This window comes from Brevundimonas mediterranea, assembly GCF_011064825.1.
Taxonomy (GTDB): Bacteria; Pseudomonadota; Alphaproteobacteria; order Caulobacterales; family Caulobacteraceae; genus Brevundimonas; species Brevundimonas mediterranea_A.
The window spans coordinates 171,314-188,991 of sequence record NZ_CP048751.1 but is presented as its reverse complement, the minus strand read 5'-3'; the positions used below and the strand labels follow the sequence as shown (position 1 = coordinate 188,991).

At 66.8% G+C, this 17,678-nt stretch carries 14 protein-coding genes; 10 read left to right on the top strand and 4 right to left on the bottom strand.

Annotated features, from left to right (window positions below; all coding sequences use genetic code 11):
* The first annotated feature begins 3 nt into the window (after positions 1-3).
* On the top strand, positions 4-960 hold the full coding sequence (locus tag GYM46_RS00990) for an aspartyl/asparaginyl beta-hydroxylase domain-containing protein (protein WP_008260368.1): 957 nt from the start codon (positions 4-6) through the stop codon (positions 958-960).
* 78 nt (positions 961-1,038) lie between these two features.
* Complete coding sequence (locus tag GYM46_RS00985) at positions 1,039-2,838, top strand: acyl-CoA dehydrogenase (RefSeq protein ID WP_008261725.1); 1,800 nt, start codon at positions 1,039-1,041, stop codon at positions 2,836-2,838.
* 19 nt (positions 2,839-2,857) lie between these two features.
* On the opposite strand, the gene GYM46_RS00980 is transcribed toward GYM46_RS00985, so the two are convergent.
* The 3 genes from GYM46_RS00980 to GYM46_RS00970 are packed head-to-tail and all read right to left on the bottom strand — an operon-like array spanning position 2,858 to position 5,494.
* Positions 2,858-4,024, bottom strand: a complete 1,167-nt coding sequence (locus tag GYM46_RS00980; RefSeq protein ID WP_008260082.1) for a glutathionylspermidine synthase family protein — start codon at positions 4,022-4,024, stop codon at positions 2,858-2,860.
* Positions 4,025-4,027: 3 nt separating this feature from the next.
* Positions 4,028-4,783 carry a PspA/IM30 family protein gene (locus GYM46_RS00975; RefSeq protein WP_008262538.1) on the bottom strand — a complete coding sequence of 252 codons (756 nt, stop codon included), beginning with the start codon at positions 4,781-4,783 and terminating at the stop codon, positions 4,028-4,030.
* A gap of 15 nt (positions 4,784-4,798) precedes the next feature.
* Positions 4,799-5,494, bottom strand: a complete 696-nt coding sequence (locus GYM46_RS00970; RefSeq protein ID WP_008259979.1) for a YjfI family protein — start codon at positions 5,492-5,494, stop codon at positions 4,799-4,801.
* A 135-nt stretch (positions 5,495-5,629) separates the two neighbouring features.
* Here GYM46_RS00970 and GYM46_RS00965 point away from each other — a divergent pair, with 135 nt between their 5' ends.
* The 8 genes from GYM46_RS00965 to GYM46_RS00930 all read left to right on the top strand — a co-directional run bounded on the left by GYM46_RS00965 (position 5,630) and on the right by GYM46_RS00930 (position 17,064).
* Positions 5,630-6,277, top strand: coding sequence for a YjfK family protein (locus GYM46_RS00965; protein ID WP_008259030.1), 648 nt, complete (start codon positions 5,630-5,632; stop codon positions 6,275-6,277).
* A gap of 26 nt (positions 6,278-6,303) precedes the next feature.
* Positions 6,304-6,717 carry a DUF350 domain-containing protein gene (locus GYM46_RS00960; RefSeq protein WP_008261051.1) on the top strand — a complete coding sequence of 138 codons (414 nt, stop codon included), beginning with the start codon at positions 6,304-6,306 and terminating at the stop codon, positions 6,715-6,717.
* Positions 6,718-6,722: 5 nt separating this feature from the next.
* Positions 6,723-7,346 carry a DUF1190 domain-containing protein gene (locus GYM46_RS00955; RefSeq protein ID WP_083793416.1) on the top strand — a complete coding sequence of 208 codons (624 nt, stop codon included), beginning with the start codon at positions 6,723-6,725 and terminating at the stop codon, positions 7,344-7,346.
* Between the two features lie 193 nt (positions 7,347-7,539).
* Entirely contained in the window at positions 7,540-10,308 is a 2,769-nt protein-coding gene (locus GYM46_RS00950; RefSeq protein ID WP_008261838.1) for a TonB-dependent receptor, read from the top strand.
* Between the two features lie 231 nt (positions 10,309-10,539).
* Positions 10,540-11,043, top strand: coding sequence for an RNA polymerase sigma factor (locus GYM46_RS00945; protein ID WP_008261471.1), 504 nt, complete (start codon positions 10,540-10,542; stop codon positions 11,041-11,043).
* Positions 11,044-11,127: 84 nt separating this feature from the next.
* Positions 11,128-12,126 carry a FecR family protein gene (locus GYM46_RS00940; RefSeq protein ID WP_008262546.1) on the top strand — a complete coding sequence of 333 codons (999 nt, stop codon included), beginning with the start codon at positions 11,128-11,130 and terminating at the stop codon, positions 12,124-12,126.
* 162 nt (positions 12,127-12,288) lie between these two features.
* Positions 12,289-15,195: a TonB-dependent receptor gene (locus GYM46_RS00935; RefSeq protein ID WP_008262130.1), complete on the top strand. Its 2,907-nt coding sequence runs from the start codon at positions 12,289-12,291 to the stop codon at positions 15,193-15,195.
* Positions 15,196-15,249: 54 nt separating this feature from the next.
* Positions 15,250-17,064 carry a Ca2+-dependent phosphoinositide-specific phospholipase C gene (locus GYM46_RS00930; protein WP_008264312.1) on the top strand — a complete coding sequence of 605 codons (1,815 nt, stop codon included), beginning with the start codon at positions 15,250-15,252 and terminating at the stop codon, positions 17,062-17,064.
* A gap of 369 nt (positions 17,065-17,433) precedes the next feature.
* On the opposite strand, the gene GYM46_RS00925 is transcribed toward GYM46_RS00930, so the two are convergent.
* Complete coding sequence (locus tag GYM46_RS00925; protein WP_164952577.1) at positions 17,434-17,673, bottom strand: LysR substrate-binding domain-containing protein; 240 nt, start codon at positions 17,671-17,673, stop codon at positions 17,434-17,436.
* Between the last annotated feature and the right edge of the window lie 5 nt (positions 17,674-17,678).

The following is a 17,678-nucleotide window of genomic DNA, read 5'->3' as shown; positions in this document are numbered from 1 at the left end:
CCCATGCGACTGTCGCAGCGCTTCTATCAGCTTCCGGTCCTGTTCGATGTCGAGCGTCTGCAGGCCGAGGTTGCGGCCCTGCCGGACGAGGCGTGGGGGCCGCATCCGGATCGCGTGCATGGCAACAGCGCGGCGCGTCTGATCAGCGCCGGCGGAGTGGAAACGGATTCGGTCCATGGACAGATGTCGCCAACCCCCTGGCTGGAGCAGATGCCCTATCTGCGTCAGGTCCTGTCGGGTTTCGGCGTGGTGTGGAGCCGGTCGCGGCTGATGCGACTGGCGGCCGGCGCAGGGGTGCCGGAGCACGCCGACATCAATTATCACTGGCATACGCGGGTCAGGCTGCACATCCCGGTCTTCACCCGGCCCCAGGTGCGGTTTCACTGCGACGGCGAGGCCGTGCACATGGGGGCGGGAGAGGCCTGGATCTTCGACAACTGGCGGCGTCACCATGTAGAGAACGGGTCCGACGCCGAGCGGATTCATCTGGTCGCCGACACCACGGGCACGGCCGGCTTCTGGCAGTTCGCCTGCGGCAAGACGCCGCCGCGCGATCAGTGGCGGACGGTGGGTTGGGACCCGACCGCACCGTCGCAACTGCTGACCGAGGCTGACCAGAGGTTCGCTGTCATGCCGGCGGCGGAGGTTCAATGGTTGGTGGACGATCTGAGCCAGGAGCTGACGCCCGCGGCAGACGGCGCTGAAGCCCGGGCGCGCGCCGAGCGGTTCCGGGCGGTGCTGGCGGGCTTTGTCCAGGACTGGCGGCAGCTGTGCGCCCTGCACGGGGTGTCCGGCCGGGGGCGGTCCGACTTCATGCGTCTGGCGGGAGCCGTGCATCAGGCGGTCAGGCCGCTGGCGGAGGGGCTGGTGATGCGGACCAATGGCGCCGGGGCCCTGCTGGTGCTGGAGAAGCGGGTGCTGCAGCACTTGGTGGCCGAGGATCGTCCGGCCGGCGGTTGAGGGCGAACTTGCCGCCTGCGGGGCGGCGACCTAGGCTGGCCGGGTGTCGCCGCAAGGCGGCGTCTTCGGAGCCTTCGCATGTCTGACGCCTCGCTGATCCTGTCCCGGCGCGATCTGGATTTCATTCTGTACGAATGGCTGGAGGTCGAGCGGCTGACGCAGCGGGCGCGGTTTGCGGATCATGACCGGGTGTCGTTCGACGGGGTGCTGGATACCTGCGCCCAGCTTGCGGCGGATATGTTCGCCCCGCACAATCGCAAGGCCGATCAGAACGAGCCGACGTTCGACGGCGAGCGGGTGACGATGATCCCCGAGGTGGCCGAGGCCCTGGCGGCGTTCCGCGAGGCGGGGCTGTTTTCGGCGTCCCAGGACTATGATCTGGGCGGGCTGCAACTGCCCAATGTGATCGAGCGCGCCGGCTTCGCCTGGTTCCAGGCCGCCAATGTGGGCACGGCCGCCTATCCGTTCCTGACGATTGGGGCGGCCAATCTGCTGAAGACCCACGGCACGGCCGCGCAGGTCGACGCCTATGTGCGGCCGATGCTGGAGGGGCGGTTCTTCGGCACCATGTGCCTGTCGGAGCCGCAGGCGGGATCGTCGCTGGGCGATATCCGCACCCGCGCGGTTCCGCAGGCCGACGGGAGCTATCGGCTGTTCGGATCGAAGATGTGGATTTCGGGCGGGGATCACGACCTGTCTGAAACCATCGTCCATATGGTTCTGGCCCGGATGGAGGGGGCGCCGGCGGGGGTGAAGGGGATCTCGCTGTTCGTGGTTCCCAAACACCTGCTGGACGAAAACGGCGCGCCGGGCGAGCGCAACGACGTCGTCCTGGCCGGGCTGAACCACAAGATGGGCTATCGCGGCACGACCAACACCCTGCTGAACTTCGGCGAGGGACGGCATGCGCCGGGCGGGCAGGGGGGCGCGGTCGGCTGGCTGGTCGGGGCGCCGCATCAGGGGCTGGCCGCCATGTTCCACATGATGAACGAGGCGCGGATCGGCGTCGGGGCCGGCGCGGCGGCCCTGGGCTATACCGGCTATCTGCACGCCCTGGACTATGCGCGCGGCCGGCCGCAGGGACGGCCCCTGTCGGCCAAGGATCCCGCCAGTCCGCCCGTGCCGATCATCGAGCACGCCGACGTGCGCCGCATGCTGCTGGCGCAGAAAGCCTATGCCGAGGGGGCGCTGGGGCTGAACCTGTATTGCGCGCGGCTGACCGACGACCAGACGACGGCCGAGGACGCGGCCGAGCGGGACCGCGCCGGACGGCTGCTGGACATGCTGACGCCCATCGCCAAGAGCTGGCCGTCGCAATGGTGCCTGGAGGGCAACAGCCTGGCGATCCAGGTGCTGGGCGGCTACGGCTATACCCGCGACTATCCGGTCGAGCAGTTCTATCGCGACAACCGGCTGAACCCGATCCACGAGGGCACGCACGGGATCCAGGGACTGGACCTGTTGGGCCGCAAGGCGATCATGGACGGCGGCTCGGGGCTGAAGCTGCTGGGCGAGACGGTGATGGCCACTGTTGCGCGGGCGTCAGGCGATGGCGAGTTGGCGCCCTATAGCGAGGCCCTGGCCGAGGCCATGGGCCGGATCGGGGCGGCGACGGCCACGGTCTGGCAGGGCGGCGACCCGGAGCGGGCCCTGGCCAACGCCTCGACCTATCTGGAGGCTGTGGGTCATGCGGTGATGGCCTGGATCTGGCTGGAGCAGGCGCTGGCGGCGGCCGGCAAGACCGGCGACTTCTACGACGGCAAGCGCCAGGCCGCGCGCTACTTCTTCCGCTGGGAACTGCCCAAGATCGGGCCGATGCTGGACCTGCTGGTCAGCAAGGACGACACGACGCTGGCGATGCAGGACCGGTGGTTCTGATCAGGCGGCGGGTTGAGCGTCAGTCGCGGATGAAGTGGGGCACGAAGCGCGAGGTGTTGCGGGTGATGCGCCCCTGATCCTCGCGCAGGCTGATGCCTGCCGGTTCTTCGCCGACAACCCAGGAACCGACGATGACATAGTTGTCGTCGAAACGCGGCGGATTGTGCAGGGCCTGACGGATGTAGCGGCCCTCGCCGTAACCGCCGTCCACCACCTCGGCGGCGCTGAGGCCCTGATCGATCAGTTCGACATTGTCGCCTTCGCGCGAGAACAGGGGCTTGCGGACATAGGAGCTTCCCAAGGCCGTCTCCCTCGGATCGCCCTCGAAATAGGATTCCAGCAGATTGGGGTGGCCGGGGTGGCGTTCCCACAGCAGGGGCAGGATGGCCTTGTTGGACAGGAGGCTCTTCCACGCCGGCTCCAGCACCGTGACCTCTGCGGTCGGCAGGGGGGCGGCGTAGTCGTCGCGCAGCATATGTTCCCACGGATAGAGCTTGAACATCGCTTGGATGATCCAGTTCTCGTGGTCCACGAACCGGCCCTCTTCGTTCAGGCCGATCTGATCGATGGCGACGAACTGAGGGTCCAGCCCGGCCTGACGCGCGAGATCCTCGAGGAAACGCACGGTCTGGCGGTCCTCGACGAAGTCGGCGTCGGAGCTGAAGTGGAGGAAGCCGCCGTCCGGGAAGATGGCGCGGAACCGATCCACCAGCTTCTCATGCAGGCTGTTGAACTGGTCGGCGTCGGCGGGCAGGACGCCGGCGGCGATCTGGTCCTCCAGCCACAGCCATTGGAACACCGCCGTCTCATAGATGCTGGTCGGGGTGTCGGCGTTGTATTCGTAGAGCTTGGCCGGACCCGCGCCGTCATAGGCGAAGTCGAACCGGCCATAGAGGGACGGCTCCTGCCGTTTCCAGCTGTCGGCGACATAGTCCCGCATCGGCTCGGGAATATCGAGCTGTTCCATCAGGCGCTCCGACTGGACCGCCTCATTGACGAGGTCCAGGCAGAGGCCGTGCAGTTCGGCGGTCGGCGCCTCGATCCCGTCCTCGATCTCGGCCAGCGAGAAGGCGTAGGCGGCCGTCTCGTCCCAATAGGGTTTGCCGTCAGTGTGGCGCCAGGTGAAGCCGAGTTCCTCGGCCTTGGCGTCCCAGTCGGTTCGGGGTTCGAGGCGCAGACGCTCCATGGTTCAGGCCGGGTCCTTGTCGGGGGTCGCCACGCCTGGAGTAGATTGGCCGATGCGCGGCGTGACCACGGTCACGTCCGGCTGGCTGAGGCGAGCCAGAACGTCGTCGGCCGAAGAATGACCGGGCAGGATGCCGGCCTCGCGCAGCTTGGCGTCCAGATCGGCGCCGGTGCGGCGGTCTTCCAGGGCCTGGCTGGCGTTCAGTTTTTCTTCCTGGATGGCCTGGCGTTGCTTGATGCGTTGCAGGCTGTCCGCCGCCGAGCCGATGCGCGACTGGGCGCCGGCCGAGTTCAGGGCGACCGAGGTCTGGGCGCGCTGGACGGAGTCGTTGACCTTGACGATGTCGATCTCGCGACGAAGCGTCTCGATCTTCTGGTCGGTCGAGGCGATGGCGGTGCGCAGGCGCGTTTCGGCCGTCTTCATGTCCTCGATCAGCGGGCCACGGCTGGTGATCTCGACCTCCAGCTCGGCGATGCGGCCGGCGACTTCGCGGGCGAGGTCGGTCTTGCCCTGTCCCAGGGCGGAGCGGGCCGAGCTTTCGTATTTGGCGATCTGATCGCGGAAGCTGGCCATTTCGTTTTCGGCCATCCGGCGGCGCGCCACCAGGCCGGCGAGGTCGTCGCGCGCCTTGCCTTGGGCGTTGTCGGCGTCGCGGATTTCCTGGTCGAGGATCTTCAGGGCGTTGGCGTCGACGACGCCCTGGGCCGCGTCATGGGCCGAACCGCGGAACAGGGCGGAGAGTTTTCTGAGCATGGACATGGTCGGGTCTCCGGATCAGGCGGCGTCGGCGCCGAAGGTTTCACGCAGTTCAGTGGCGTCGATCGCATTCTCGGCCAGGGTGCGCAGTTCGATGAGGATGGTCTGCAGGGTCGTCTTGCACGACAGTTCGCCCATCAGCTCATACACGTCTTCGCCGCCGACGTTGGTGATGGCGAAGTTGGACAGGGGCACCACGCGCTGGGCCTTCAGCAGGAATTCGTTGAAGGCGTGGCGGTCGGCCTGTTCGGCGACGGGCCACAGCAGGACCGAGCAAACGATCTGGGCGCCGCCGACGCTGAGATAGACCGGCAAGTCGCCGTATTCGTGCATGGTCGCCAACAGGACGGGCTCGGCGCCCTCCAGCACGCGCAGGGTCATCTCGCCCTCGCGCAGCAGGGGGGATTCATCGAGCGCCGCCTTGATGGCGGGCACGGTCCAGGGGGTTTCGATCACGGCGTCCATGTGGTGGTCGTCTCCAGGGGGGATGGAATGAGAAGTGGGGCGGCGCGAGCGGCCGGCAAGGCTCTGAGCAGCAAGCCGGGGGCCGCGGGTGGAATCGGTGATGATGGCGCGGACGGCGGCCTTCACGTCGTCGCGAGCGGATTCAGGCACCCAGAGCTCCAGCTTGACCAGTCCCGCCTCGCGACGCGCCTGTCGCCACGCACGGATGCGGTCATTGGCGGCGGACGAGGGCGGGGCGGTTGCAGGCATGTTTCATGAAACGCGTAACATGAACGCTTGACGTCCGGCAAGATGTGTTGGATTTTCGAGCCATGAACCGCATCATTCGGTCGCATCCTCGCTGTTCGCTCGCCGTCGGCGCGCTTCGGGCCTAGATAGTCGCCCATGTTCAAGAAACTCTTTGGATCATCGAACAAGGTCGAGCCGGCCTCCAGGCTGGCGACCGTGCGAAACATCACCGTGGGCCGCACCGTGTCGCTGGACCCGCTGGCCTGGCGCCGGTTGGGCGATGAGACCCATTTCGTGCTGGATCGGGACGTGCTGGACATCTCGGCCCAGGGCCTGGTCAGTCTGGACAGCGGCCAGTTCGTCCACCGCTTCTACACCGACGACCACGTCATGCTTCAGGCCATGAGCGACGACGAGGCGGGCGCCGAAAGCTATGATTTCAGCCTGTTCATCCCCTGGACCTCGGCCTATCCGCCGGGCGAGCGGGAACGCCGGATCTGGCGCGACCGTCTGTCGGCGCCGGTCTTTCACGGTGCGGCGGAGGAACTGCCGGACTATCCGCGCTTTTGGTTCGCCGAGAGCGACGCCGTTCAGCCGCCGGTCACTCTATGGGAGACCATCTGGGACGACCGGGCGGCGACCACGCCCTACGCCAAGATCTTTCAGACCTGCATGCTGTACGCGCGAGAACTGGCGGACGGCCGCGAACTGATGATCGCCCTGGAGCAACAGCCCGAGGGCGGCGAGACCACCCACGAAATCATGATCGGCATTCCATTGGAAATGGCCGAGTTCCGCGCCTGACCGCGCGATCCGAAAGGGAAGACTGAATGTTCGACTGGTTCATTTTTCAGCAGGGCGCGATCGCCTTCCTGATCGCCTTCGCCGTCGCCGGCGCCTTCACCCTGGCCTTCAAGTTGGTTTACCAGTGGGTCACGCCCTATCACGAGCATACGCTGATCCGTGAGGGCAACACCGCCGCCGCCATTGCGCTGGGCGGGGCCCTGATCGGCTATGTCCTGCCCCTGGCCTCGGCCCTGTCGCACACCGTCAGCCTGATGGAGTTCGCGGCCTGGGCCCTGTTGGCCGGCGTGATCCAGATCGTGGTCTTCGTCGCCATCAGCCGCATGGCCTTCCGCAATCTGGTGGCCCGGATCGAGGCGGGCGAAATCGCCGCGGCCGTCTATCTGGCCTCCATCTCCATCTGCGTCGGGCTGCTGAACGCCGCCTGCATGACGTCGTGACCGCCATGACCGATCCCAAGGACCTGCCCAAGACGGAAACCATGCGCCGGCTGAAGCGCTCGCGTATCCTCCATGTCAGCAGTCTGATGGCGACCGCCAGCTTCTCGCTGGCCGCCTGCAGTTCGCCTCAGGTCCGGGCGCCCGAGCCCGAGCCGGAACCCGCCCTGGCCTACGCCAGTCTGGACGAGTGCCGCGCCGCCAACGACATCCCTGACGACCAGTGCGACGCCGCCCTGGCCAAGGCCCGGGAAGAAGCCGCCAAGACCGCGCCGCGCTATGCGACGCGCGAAGAATGCGAAGGCCAGTGGGGGCCGTCGCAATGCCAGCCCAACAATCAGGGCGGCAACGGCTCCTTCTTCACGCCTCTGCTGGCGGGGTTCGTGGTCGGCCAGTTGTTGAACGGCGGCGGTTATCGCGGCGGCGGCCCGCTGTATCGCGACCGCGAGAACCGCTACTCGAACGGCTACGGCGGCGGGTACACCTACCGCGACTATCGGACCGGTCGCACCGTCGCCAACGCCCGCGAACATGGCGATGTGGCGCGTCAGGCGCCGGCCCGGGTTCAGAGCCGCACGGCCGTCGTGTCGCGCGGCGGCTTCGGCGGCGGCGGCCGGAGCTACGGCGGCTAACCGTTTCAGGCGGAACAGTCAGGCTGACAGCGGCTCGTCAGGCGTCCTTCAGGGCGTCCGGCGGGCCGTTTTGCTGTCCGGAAGCGGCGAACGCGACAGCGCCGTGAAGTTTGAATGAAAAGCCCTGTCACACATTGAGGGGCTTCGAAGCCCGGTCGTTGAAGCGCCTAGAACTCACTGGGGGCTACCTGAAATGAAGAACCGAATCCTGGGCACCACGGCTTTCGCCCTGGTCGCCGCGTCGCCGTTCGCCGCCCTGGCGCAATCGGCCGATCAAGCCGTCGTCACCGCGCCGAGCGCGGCTGAAGCGACCGAGATCGACGAGATCATCGTCACCGGCTCGTATCGCCGCAGCCTCGAAGAGGCGGTGGACATCAAGCGCAAGACGGTCGGCTTCTCGGACTCCATCGTCGCGACCGACGTGGCCAACTTCCCCGAGCAGAACCTGGCCGAGGCGCTGCAGCGCATCCCCGGCGTGACAATCGAACGCAACAAGGGCCTGGGCCAGCGCGTCAACGTGCGCGGCCTGCCCAGCGAGTTCACCTTCGTCAGCATCAACGGCCTGGCGACCGCCTCGGGCAGCGGAGGCCGCGACGTCGAGTTCGACATCTTCGCTTCGGAAATCATCCAGCAGGTGACGGTCCAGAAGTCGCCGCGCGCCGCCGATGAAGAGGGCGGCATCGCCGGTTCGGTCAATATCTCGACCGCCCGTCCGTTCGACTACGCCGGCCGCCGGGTCGTCGGTTCTGTCGAGGGCGCCTATAATTCGATCTCGGAAAAGACCGATCCGAAACTGTCCTTCCTGGCCAGCGACACCTGGGGCGACCTCGGGGCCTTGGTGTCCTTCTCGACCGCGCGTCGGACCAACCGGACCGACTCGAACTCGGGCATCAACTTCCGCCCGATGACCCGTTTCCTCGCCAACTCGACGGGCGCCCGGGGCGCCCAGGCGATGGCTGTGCTGGCGCGCGACGCCGGCGTCGTCGTTCAGAACCGCGCCAATACGGCCGAGACGGACCGCATCATCTTCCAGGACAAGGTCGGCGACCGCGCCTATCTGAACACCCAGGACCAATGGGGCGGCGCCCTGTCGCTGCAATACCGTCCGTCATCGAACTTCAGCCTGGCCTTCGACGCCCTGATCGGCCGGTACGAAACCACCGAAGACGAATATGACGCGGCGGCCTATTCGGCCTCCAGCCGCTCGACGCTGGAAACCATCCACGAGTACGACAAGACCACCCTGGCTGACTCCGGCCTGATCGTGCTGCGCGACGTATCCTATACCCTTACCCAACATGAGATGCTCAGCAAGGAGCGGATCAACGAGACGGACTATCGGCAGTTCGGGACGGAACTGAACTGGAGCGGCGACAGCTGGAAGCTGCATGCTCTGGCCGGCTATTCCGGCGCCGAGAAGACGCTGGACTACGCCAACCTGAAGCACACGGTCTATGCGCCGTCGCGGACGCGCTGGACGGCCCAGGGCGGTGAGACGATCAAGAGCGCCAACCCGGCGTCGATCGACATGTACAACTCGCCGTCCAGCTATCTGTTCGAAGGCTACGAGACGTCGCTGGAGCAGATCAGCGACGACAAATACGCCGCCCAGATCGACTTCACCAAAGACCTGAATCTGGACTTCTTCCCGGCCCTGACCAGCGTCCAGGTCGGCGCCCGCTATACCGACAAGTCGAAGGAGCGCCAGTACGGCTCCCTGAACATCCAGGGCACCGGCGCCGGCAAGGTCGACTACCTCGGACGCCCGATGTCGCAGAGCGAACTGACGGCGATCAGCGATCTGGTCCCCGGCGGCGCCTACAGCGTCCGTGACCTGACCTGGAGCCAGGTGTCCAACGACTACGCCCGCCGCACCTTCCGCTACGACGGCTTCTACACGCCGTTCAACGTGGGCGACTATTACGAGGTGTCGGAAGAGGTCGTGTCGCTGTACGCCATGGCCGACCTGAACTTCGACCTGGGGGCCGTGCCGGTCGCCGTCAACGGCGGCGCTCGCTACGTCGACACCTCGATCACTTCGTCGGGTTACCACCAGATCCAGAACCCGAACGGTTCGACCGGTTATACGCCCGAGCCGGTGTCGAGCGACGGCAGCTATGACAAGGTTCTGCCCAGCCTCAACATCACGGCCGATCTGACGGACAGCCTGATCTTCCGCGCCGCAGCTTCGGAAACCCTGATCCGCCCGGCCCTGACCGATCTGGCCTACAAGCGCACGGCCAGCTGGAACTCGTTCCGCTTCACCGACGGCAACCCCAATCTGAAGCCGACCTACGCCAAGCAATGGGAAGTGGGCCTGGAACAGTATCTGGGTGACGGCGGTCTTCTGGCCGTGTCCTACTTCTGGAAAGAGATCGAGGGCGTCGTTCGCCAGGCCCTGACGGGCACGGTGCCGAACGTGACCAAGTACAACGCAAACGGCTCGATCGACGGCGTCTACACCTTCGACGTCTATCAGCCCATCAACGAGCCGGGTTCGTATGAAGTCAGCGGCGTCGAACTGGTCGCCGTCGTGCCGTTCGGCCAGTTCTATGCGCCGCTGGAAGGCTTCGGCATCAACGCCAACTACACGGTGTTGGACAGCTCGCTGACGTCCACGACAAAACTGGGCATCAGCATGCCGCCCGTCGGTCTGGCCGACAACACCTACAACTTCACCCTCTACTACGATAACTCGAAGTTCCAGGCGCGCGCGTCCTACAACTTCAAGGACAAGTACGTCGAAGGGATCGGCTACGAAATGTATCCGATCTGGCGCGAAGGCTATGGTCAGATCGACCTGTCGGCCAGCTACAATGTGACCGACAGCCTCCAGATCAACCTGGAGGGCATCAACGTCACCGATGAGGCGACCAAGGGCTATACGATGGATCCGTCCTTCCCCACCATGTACGAACTGTCGGGTCGCCGTATCAACCTTGGCCTGCGGATGGAGTTCTGATCCATTTCCGGAACGCCGAACCATGGTGAGGGCTGCGGACGGCCGACGTCGTCTGCAGAACTTCCAGCCGGCCGCTCATGCGGCCGGCTGAGGCGCCGGCTCGCTTGGGAGCCGTGACCATGGCAGCAGTTCAGACCATCACTTCTGATCCCCTAGAGGTTGGCCTGGCGCGACGTCCCCTCCGCAAGAGGGGACGTCTTTGCGCGTTTGCCCAGCGGGAAGACGGCGACCATGTCGGTTGAGCGTCTTGTCGTCGAACTGCGCCGCGACCTGATCGGCTATCTGCAACGCAAGGGGCAGACGATCGAGGACGCCGAGGACGTGGTGCAGGAGGCCTTTGTTCGGTTTCATCGCGCCGGCCACGATCTGTCAGGCGCCGACGCTCGACCCCTGTTGTTTGTGATCGCCCGCAATCTGCAGACGGACCGCTGGAAATCGGCCGGCCGCAAGGGCGTGCGCGGGACCGACGACATTCACGCCCTGGACGCCGGCCCGCGGGCCGTGGCCAGCGACGCCCCCGCCGCGGACCAGCATCTGATCGGCCGGGAAAACCTGGCCGCCGCCGCCCGGATCATTCGCGCCCTGCCGCCGCGAACGCGCGACGCCTTCCTGCTCAACCGGTTCGAGGGGCAGACCTACAGCCAGATCGCCAAACGCCTGGGCGTCTCGGTCAGCATGGTCGAGAAACACATCGCCGAAGCCCTCCGTCAGCTGAAGATTTCGCGAGAGGGTTGAGGTGTCGTACCCCTGTGTCGTTGTGAATATTGAAGGCGTCGGCGCCTTATCCCCCTGCCGCGTCCAGGAGCGTTTCGTTCGCGCATGATCCAGCGCCTGACATCCCTGTTCGATCGTCGGCCGCGAACCGCCGAAGACTGGCTGGCGCGCATGCGTCGGCCGACCGTCCCCGCGCGCGATCAGGCGGCCTTCCTCGATTGGTTGGAGAAGGACGACAACCTGCCAGCCTACGAGACCGCGAAGGCGCGTCTGGCGGGCCTCGCGCCTCTGGCCGGCGCCTTCGAAGGCGATCTGGCGCGGCTGCGGGGGCGCAAGCCCGTGAACACCGGCCGACGAATCCTGATCGGCGGCCTGGCGACCTCGGCCGTCGCGGCCATCGCCGTCCTGATGATCCTGCCCGGCCTGGGATCCCAGAGCGCCGACAAGGGGGCGGTGGTCTACGCCAGCGCGCCCGGCGAAATCACCGATCTCGCCTTGGAGGACGGTTCTCGCGTCACCCTGGACGCCGATACGCAAATCCGGGTGCGGTTCGAGGATGACGCCCGGCGCGTCGCCCTGTTGCAGGGCGCGGCCTATTTCGATGTCGTCCACAATCCTGCCCGCCCGTTCCAGGTCGCTGTTGCGGATCGGAATGTCATCGTCACGGGCACGCGGTTCACCACCACCTTGCGGCGGAACCGGGCGGAGGTCTCCTTGCTGGAAGGGCGTGTCGCCATCGGCCGCCATGACGTCGGCAAGAGGCGTTCGCTTGATCACGCGGTGATGCTGGCGCCCGGCCAGAAGGCCGTCTTCACCCCCGGCCTGGACCGCGTCCATCTGAGCCGTCCGGACGTCGAGTCCGCCACGGCCTGGCGCGAACGGCGCTTGATCTTCCATGACGCCCCGCTGTCCGACGTGATCGCCGAGGCTGCCCGTTATGCCGACCGGCCGATGGTCATCGCCGATCCCGCCCTGGCGAAGACGCGGGTGACGGTGGTGTTGCCCTTGACCGGACAGGTCGGACTGATCGACCGCATGGACGATCTGTTGCCGATTTCCATTGAACGGACCTCGGACGGTCGCGCCCTGATACGAGCAGGCTAGGTCAGTGCAGGCTGGGGCCATCGCAGAGCTGTCACGCGGTCGCGCTAAGGATCGACGCTGAACTTCGTCCCATTGTCCTAAGGCCTGCTCCGCTTGAAGCCGTTCGCACCATCGACGCCGCTCGGTGCGCGACGTGTCGTTGTCGCGGGGGCGGTTTTGTCTGTGCTGGTCAGCGGGGGATGGACCGGGCGCGCCCAGGCGCAGGACGGGACACTGACGCTCGATATTCCGGCCCAGGACGCCCGCCGTGCGCTGGTGGATCTGTGTGTGGCGGCGGGATGTGAGCTGGCTTTTGTCGCCTCGCCGGGCGAAGCGCGGCGCAGCCGTCCCATTCGGGGCCGCATGACCTGGCGCGCGGCGGTGAGCCGGATGCTGGACGGCGCAGGCCTTCAATACCGCTTCATCGGCGCCCATGGCGTTCGGGTCTGGGCGGCGCCTGCCTCGCCGGACCGGCCGCAACCCATAGCGCCGACCGAGCTGGAAGAGGTGACGGTGGTCGGCCGGCTGTCGGAACAGATCGAGGAATCCCTGCGCCGCAAGCGCAAGGCCGACGTCATCTCCGACAGCGCCTCTTCGACCCGGATCGGCGAACTGCCGGCCGCCAATCTGGCCGAGGCGCTCCAGCGCGTCCCTGGCGTCGCCATCGAGCGCGAGGTGGGGGAGGGGCAGTTCGTCAGCGTCCGGGGCCTGGGCCCCCTGTTCCAGTCGGTGACCCTGAACGGCGCGCCGGTGGCCTTCAACGAGAACATCCGCAACTCGACCCAGAGCGGCCGCCAGTTCCGCTTTCGCGCCCTGTCGGCGGACCTGCTGGCCGGCGCGCAACTGACCAAGTCCGCGACGCCGGATCTGATCGAGGGCGGAATCGGCTCCAACATCAATATCGAGACGGTCGGGGGGCTGGATGGCGATTCGTTCCTGAGCCTGCGGGTCGGCGGCGCGGCCGAGGCGCGACTGCGGGACCCCCGTCTCGACCTGTCCGTGGCCGGGCGGCTGGTTTCGGACGACGGCGACTGGGGGCTGGTCGGCGGCCTGTCGCAAGAGGGACGTTCGGTTCTCTACGACCGTTTCCAGATCCAGCGCTATCTGCCGGTGGCCCTGGACGGTGAACAGGTCGTGGCGCCCAGCGACGTCCGCACGACCGTCGAACAGGAGGACCGCCTGCGCCGGAGCCTGTTCCTGGGGGGAGAATGGCGGGCGTCGCCGTCCGTCCATCTGCGGTTCGACAGCCTGGTCTCGACCTTTGACAACGCCATCCGCGAAGACCGGATCGTCTATGGCCTCGGCAAGCTGCTGGAGGCGGACGATGCACAGGCGACGATCGCCGACGGGGTGGTTTCGGCCGGCGCCGTCCAGTCCGGTACGATCGACAACAACACCGAGTTCTCGGATCAGGCGCATCTGAACATCGTGGTCTCGGGAATGGCCCGGGTGATGCTGGGGGCGTGGAGGTTTCAGCCGCGGGTCAGCCTGTCGCGCGCACGATCGAAACTGGATACGCCGCTTGAACGCCTCTCTTTTCGCGCGCGCCTTTCGCCGTCCTACAGCTTCGACGTGGGCGACGCCGTCTCCGTTCGAAAGGCGGCCCTGCTGCGGACCGACTTCGATCTTGACGACCCTTCCGCCCTGAAATGGAAAAAGCTGGGCGTGCGCGCCATCGAATCCGTCGATGACGACGCCACGGCCCTGATCGACATCGGCCGGGCTGCAGATGTCCGGATCGGCGGGCTGAGCCTGTTTGACTTTCGTTTCGGCGGCCAGGTCAGCGACCGGTCTCGCGACTATCAGCGCCGGGACCGCGAAGCCGTGCTTGGACCGGGAAAGACGCTGAGCCCGGACTTCTTCAGTTCGCGCGTTCAGAACGGCGTCTTCGATCAGGTTATCGACGAACATCCAGGATCTTGGGTCGTCGCCGACTTCGCACCCTTCCAGACCGCCTTCATCCTCCCGGGTGAAAGCGACAGCATCGTAGTCTCGCCGGGCGACCTGAAGCCCACCGGCGCCGACCTGCAGAATTCGTACAAGGTGGGCGAACGGGTCGGCGCCGTCTATGGGCGGATCGATTTTGAAGGCGAAGCGGGATCGGCGCCCTTCTTCGGCAATCTGGGTCTTCGCCTGGTGGCGACCCGGACGGCCGTGGACGGCGCGCTGCTGACGGCGGATGACAAGGGCGTGGCGGCGATCCGGGGCGTATCTCATACGGGGTCGGATATCCGTCTGCTTCCCAGCCTGAACATCGCCTTCGACCTTGATCAGGGGCGCCGGCTGCGGCTGGCGGCGTCCCGCACCATGACCCGGCCGTCCCTGGCCGATCTGCGGCTGGCGACGGCGCCGGCCAGTTCCCTGGTCTCGTCCATCTACGAGCGCGGACAGGCCGAGATCGACGATCCTTCGCCGGGTTCGCTGTTCGTCGGGGTGGGCGGCAACCCGGATCTCAGTCCCTACATGTCGACCAATCTCGACGCCTCCTATGAATGGACCTTCCCTCAGGGCGCGCTCAGCGTCGCGGTCTTCCACAAGACCATCGACGACTTCATCGGACTGGTGGCCGCGCCGGAGATGCTGGTGTTCGAGACCCGGGCCGGTCCCCTGGTGCATGCCGAGGTGCTGATGTCGCGGCCGGCCAATCTGGGGCGGGCGGTCAGCCGGGGGCTGGAGGTCGGGCTCCATCGGCGGCTGCCTTCCGGATTCGGCCTTTGGGCCAGCGGCACCTGGACGGACGGCCATGGGCCGGAGGGGTACAGCCTGGCCGGGGTGTCGCGCCTGGCCTATTCGATCAACCCCTTCTTCGAGCGGGGGCCGATCGCCATCGGCCTGTCCTGGTCCTGGCGGTCCGCCTTCCGATCCGAGGCGGACATGCAGGGGGGAGGGGTGTCGGACTTCACCGTGGCCGACGCCGGCTATCTGGACGCCCAGGCCTCTTTCGACATCGGATCGGGCGGTGAACTGGTGATCGCCGCCTCGAACCTGACCGACACGACCGACCTCGCCTATGAGCACGACACGCGACGCCTGCTGCAACTCGGCCGCGTCGGTCCCAGCGTCACCGCCAGCCTGCGCTGGTCGCTGTAACCTCCACACCGCGCGGGTCCACACCCTTTCTATTCCCAACCCAAGGAGTTCCCCATGTTCACCCTGATGGCCGCCCTGTTGGCCGGATCTGCGCTCGGCGCCGCCCAGCCGGCCTGTGATCTGAGCGCGTCGGACGTTCGGGCGGCGGGCGGGGACGCCTGTGCTGTGGCCTGGATGGATCGGCGTCTGGGGATGAACGATCTGACGGCCGTGGGGACCCATAATAGCTACAAGCTGCCGATCCCGGCCGCCGAGCTGCAGGCCATGATCGCCGTCAATCCCGCCGCCGTGGCCCTGGACTATTCGCACCGGCCCCTGGCCGAACAACTGAACGCCGGCGCGCGCCAGATCGAGATCGACGTGCTGAACGATCCGCAGGGCGGGCGCTACGCCCATCCCCTGTCCGCCCTGGGCCGGCCGGGGCAGGGGGCGCTGACCAGCGCCGCCTTCGCTGAAGCCATGGCCCGACCCGGCTTCAAGACCCTGCATATGCCGGACGTCGATTTCCGCAGCACCTGCCTGACTTTCGTGGCCTGTCTGACCGAGATCCGCGACTGGTCGCGCGCCCATCCCGATCACGCCCCGATCCTGATCATGCTGAACGCCAAGACGGGCGCGGTCTCCATGCCGGGCGGGGTGACGCCCCTGGATTTCGACGCCGCCGCCTGGGACGCCCTGGACGCCGAGGTGCGCTCGGTCTTCGACGCTGACCGGCTGATCACGCCGGACGGTGTCCAGGGCGATCATCCCACCCTGCGTGACGCGGTTCTGGCCGGCGGCTGGCCGACCTTGGGAGCCGCGCGGGGCAAGGTCTTCTTTGCCCTGGACGAAGGCCCGGAAAAGGTCGCCAGCTATCGTGGCGCGCGCTGCTCGCTGGAAGGCCGCGTCTTCTTCGTCAACACCGACGAGACCTCGCCGGCCGCCGCCTATCTGACGTTGAACGACCCCGTGGCCGAGCAGGTGCGCATCCAGGCCGCCGTTCGCGCCGGCTTCATCGTCCGCACCCGCGCCGATGCGGATACGGCCGAGGCCCGCTCCGGCGACGTCACGCGCCGCAGCGCCGCCTTCGCCAGCGGGGCGCAATATGTGTCGACGGACTATCTGTGGGCCGATCCGCGCTTCCCGGGCTATGAGGTGCGGCTGACGGGGGCGGACGCCGCCGCCTGCAACCGGCTGCGGACCGAGACGCGCTGCGACGGTCTGGCGATCGAGCCGACCGGCGCCGCCGTCCCGCGCGGTTATCTGGCCAAGCCGGACCGGCCGGACCTGACCGCCGTCCTGGCGCCTCCGCCCGCACCGGGTTCGCCCCGCGACATCGCCAACCGGGGCGTCTTCCTGCAGACCCGCAGTCTGGAGGGCACGCCGCGCTGGGTGCTGGCGACCCACGACGTCACCGGGGACGCCTATGATCATTTCGCCGAGGCCTTGGGCGTGCGCCTGACGCGCGAAACCGCGCCGGTCCTGACGGCGTTGCTGGACCGGGCGGGCGACGACCGGTCTGTGGTCGGCGACGTCAAGACTCACTGGGCCACCAAACGCCCCTATATCGGCACCGACCAGCCGATCTGCGAAGCCAAGAGCGACCATCTGGCCGCCAATCCCGACTATCCGTCCGGGCACTCGGCCCATGGGGTGCATGTGGCGATGATCCTGGCCGAACTGGCGCCCCAGCGCGCCGACGCCCTCTATGCGCGCGGCCGCGAGTTCGCCGAGAGCCGCTACATCTGCGGATCCCACAGCTACAGCGCCGTCGAGGCCGGCATGCAGTCGGGCATGGTCATCTATGGCGCCGAACAACGCTCCGACGTCTTCCGCCGCGACATGGAAGCCGCCCGGGCCGAGGTCCAGGCCGCGCTGGCGGCCCAATAAGGCAAGGGCGCTCCGTCGCGGCGTGATCGCGGCGGAGCCCTGCAGCCTTCAGGCTTAGGAACACGGGGGCGTGGCCCGATCCGAGCCCTGCTGATTCAATTCGAAAGTTTGATTTCGCCGGCCCCGGTTTGGGGCCTAAGACGAATGGCGGAGCGGGCGATCCGCTTTCTGGGGTAAATAATGAAAGAAAAACAATATTCTATGGGCGCTTCTTCAATTTTTCCCACGTCTGTAGCCACGTTTCGGATCGCGCCCTAGATGAGTTTCTAATCAGCCTCGTTCAGGCTGATTGTCGGGTCGTGACTCTTCCCTGACCTTCCTAGCGTTCGGAAGGTCGTTAACAGTCCTAGGCCGCAATATCCGCTCTTGTTAGGCTGACACTTGCGATGTCGCCGACACCGGGCCCGCCCGCTCGGTGACCAAGAGTTCGGCCGCCACGAAGTCCACGAAGGCGCGGACCTTGGGCGTCGGATGACGGCTTGACGGCCAGACGATGCGCAGCTTGCCTGTGCTTTTCATGAATGAGGTCAGCACCGGCTCAAGTTCGCCGCTCGCCAGTTGTCGCCTGACAGTGAACAGCGGAACGCATGTCAGACCCTGTCCTGTCAATCGGC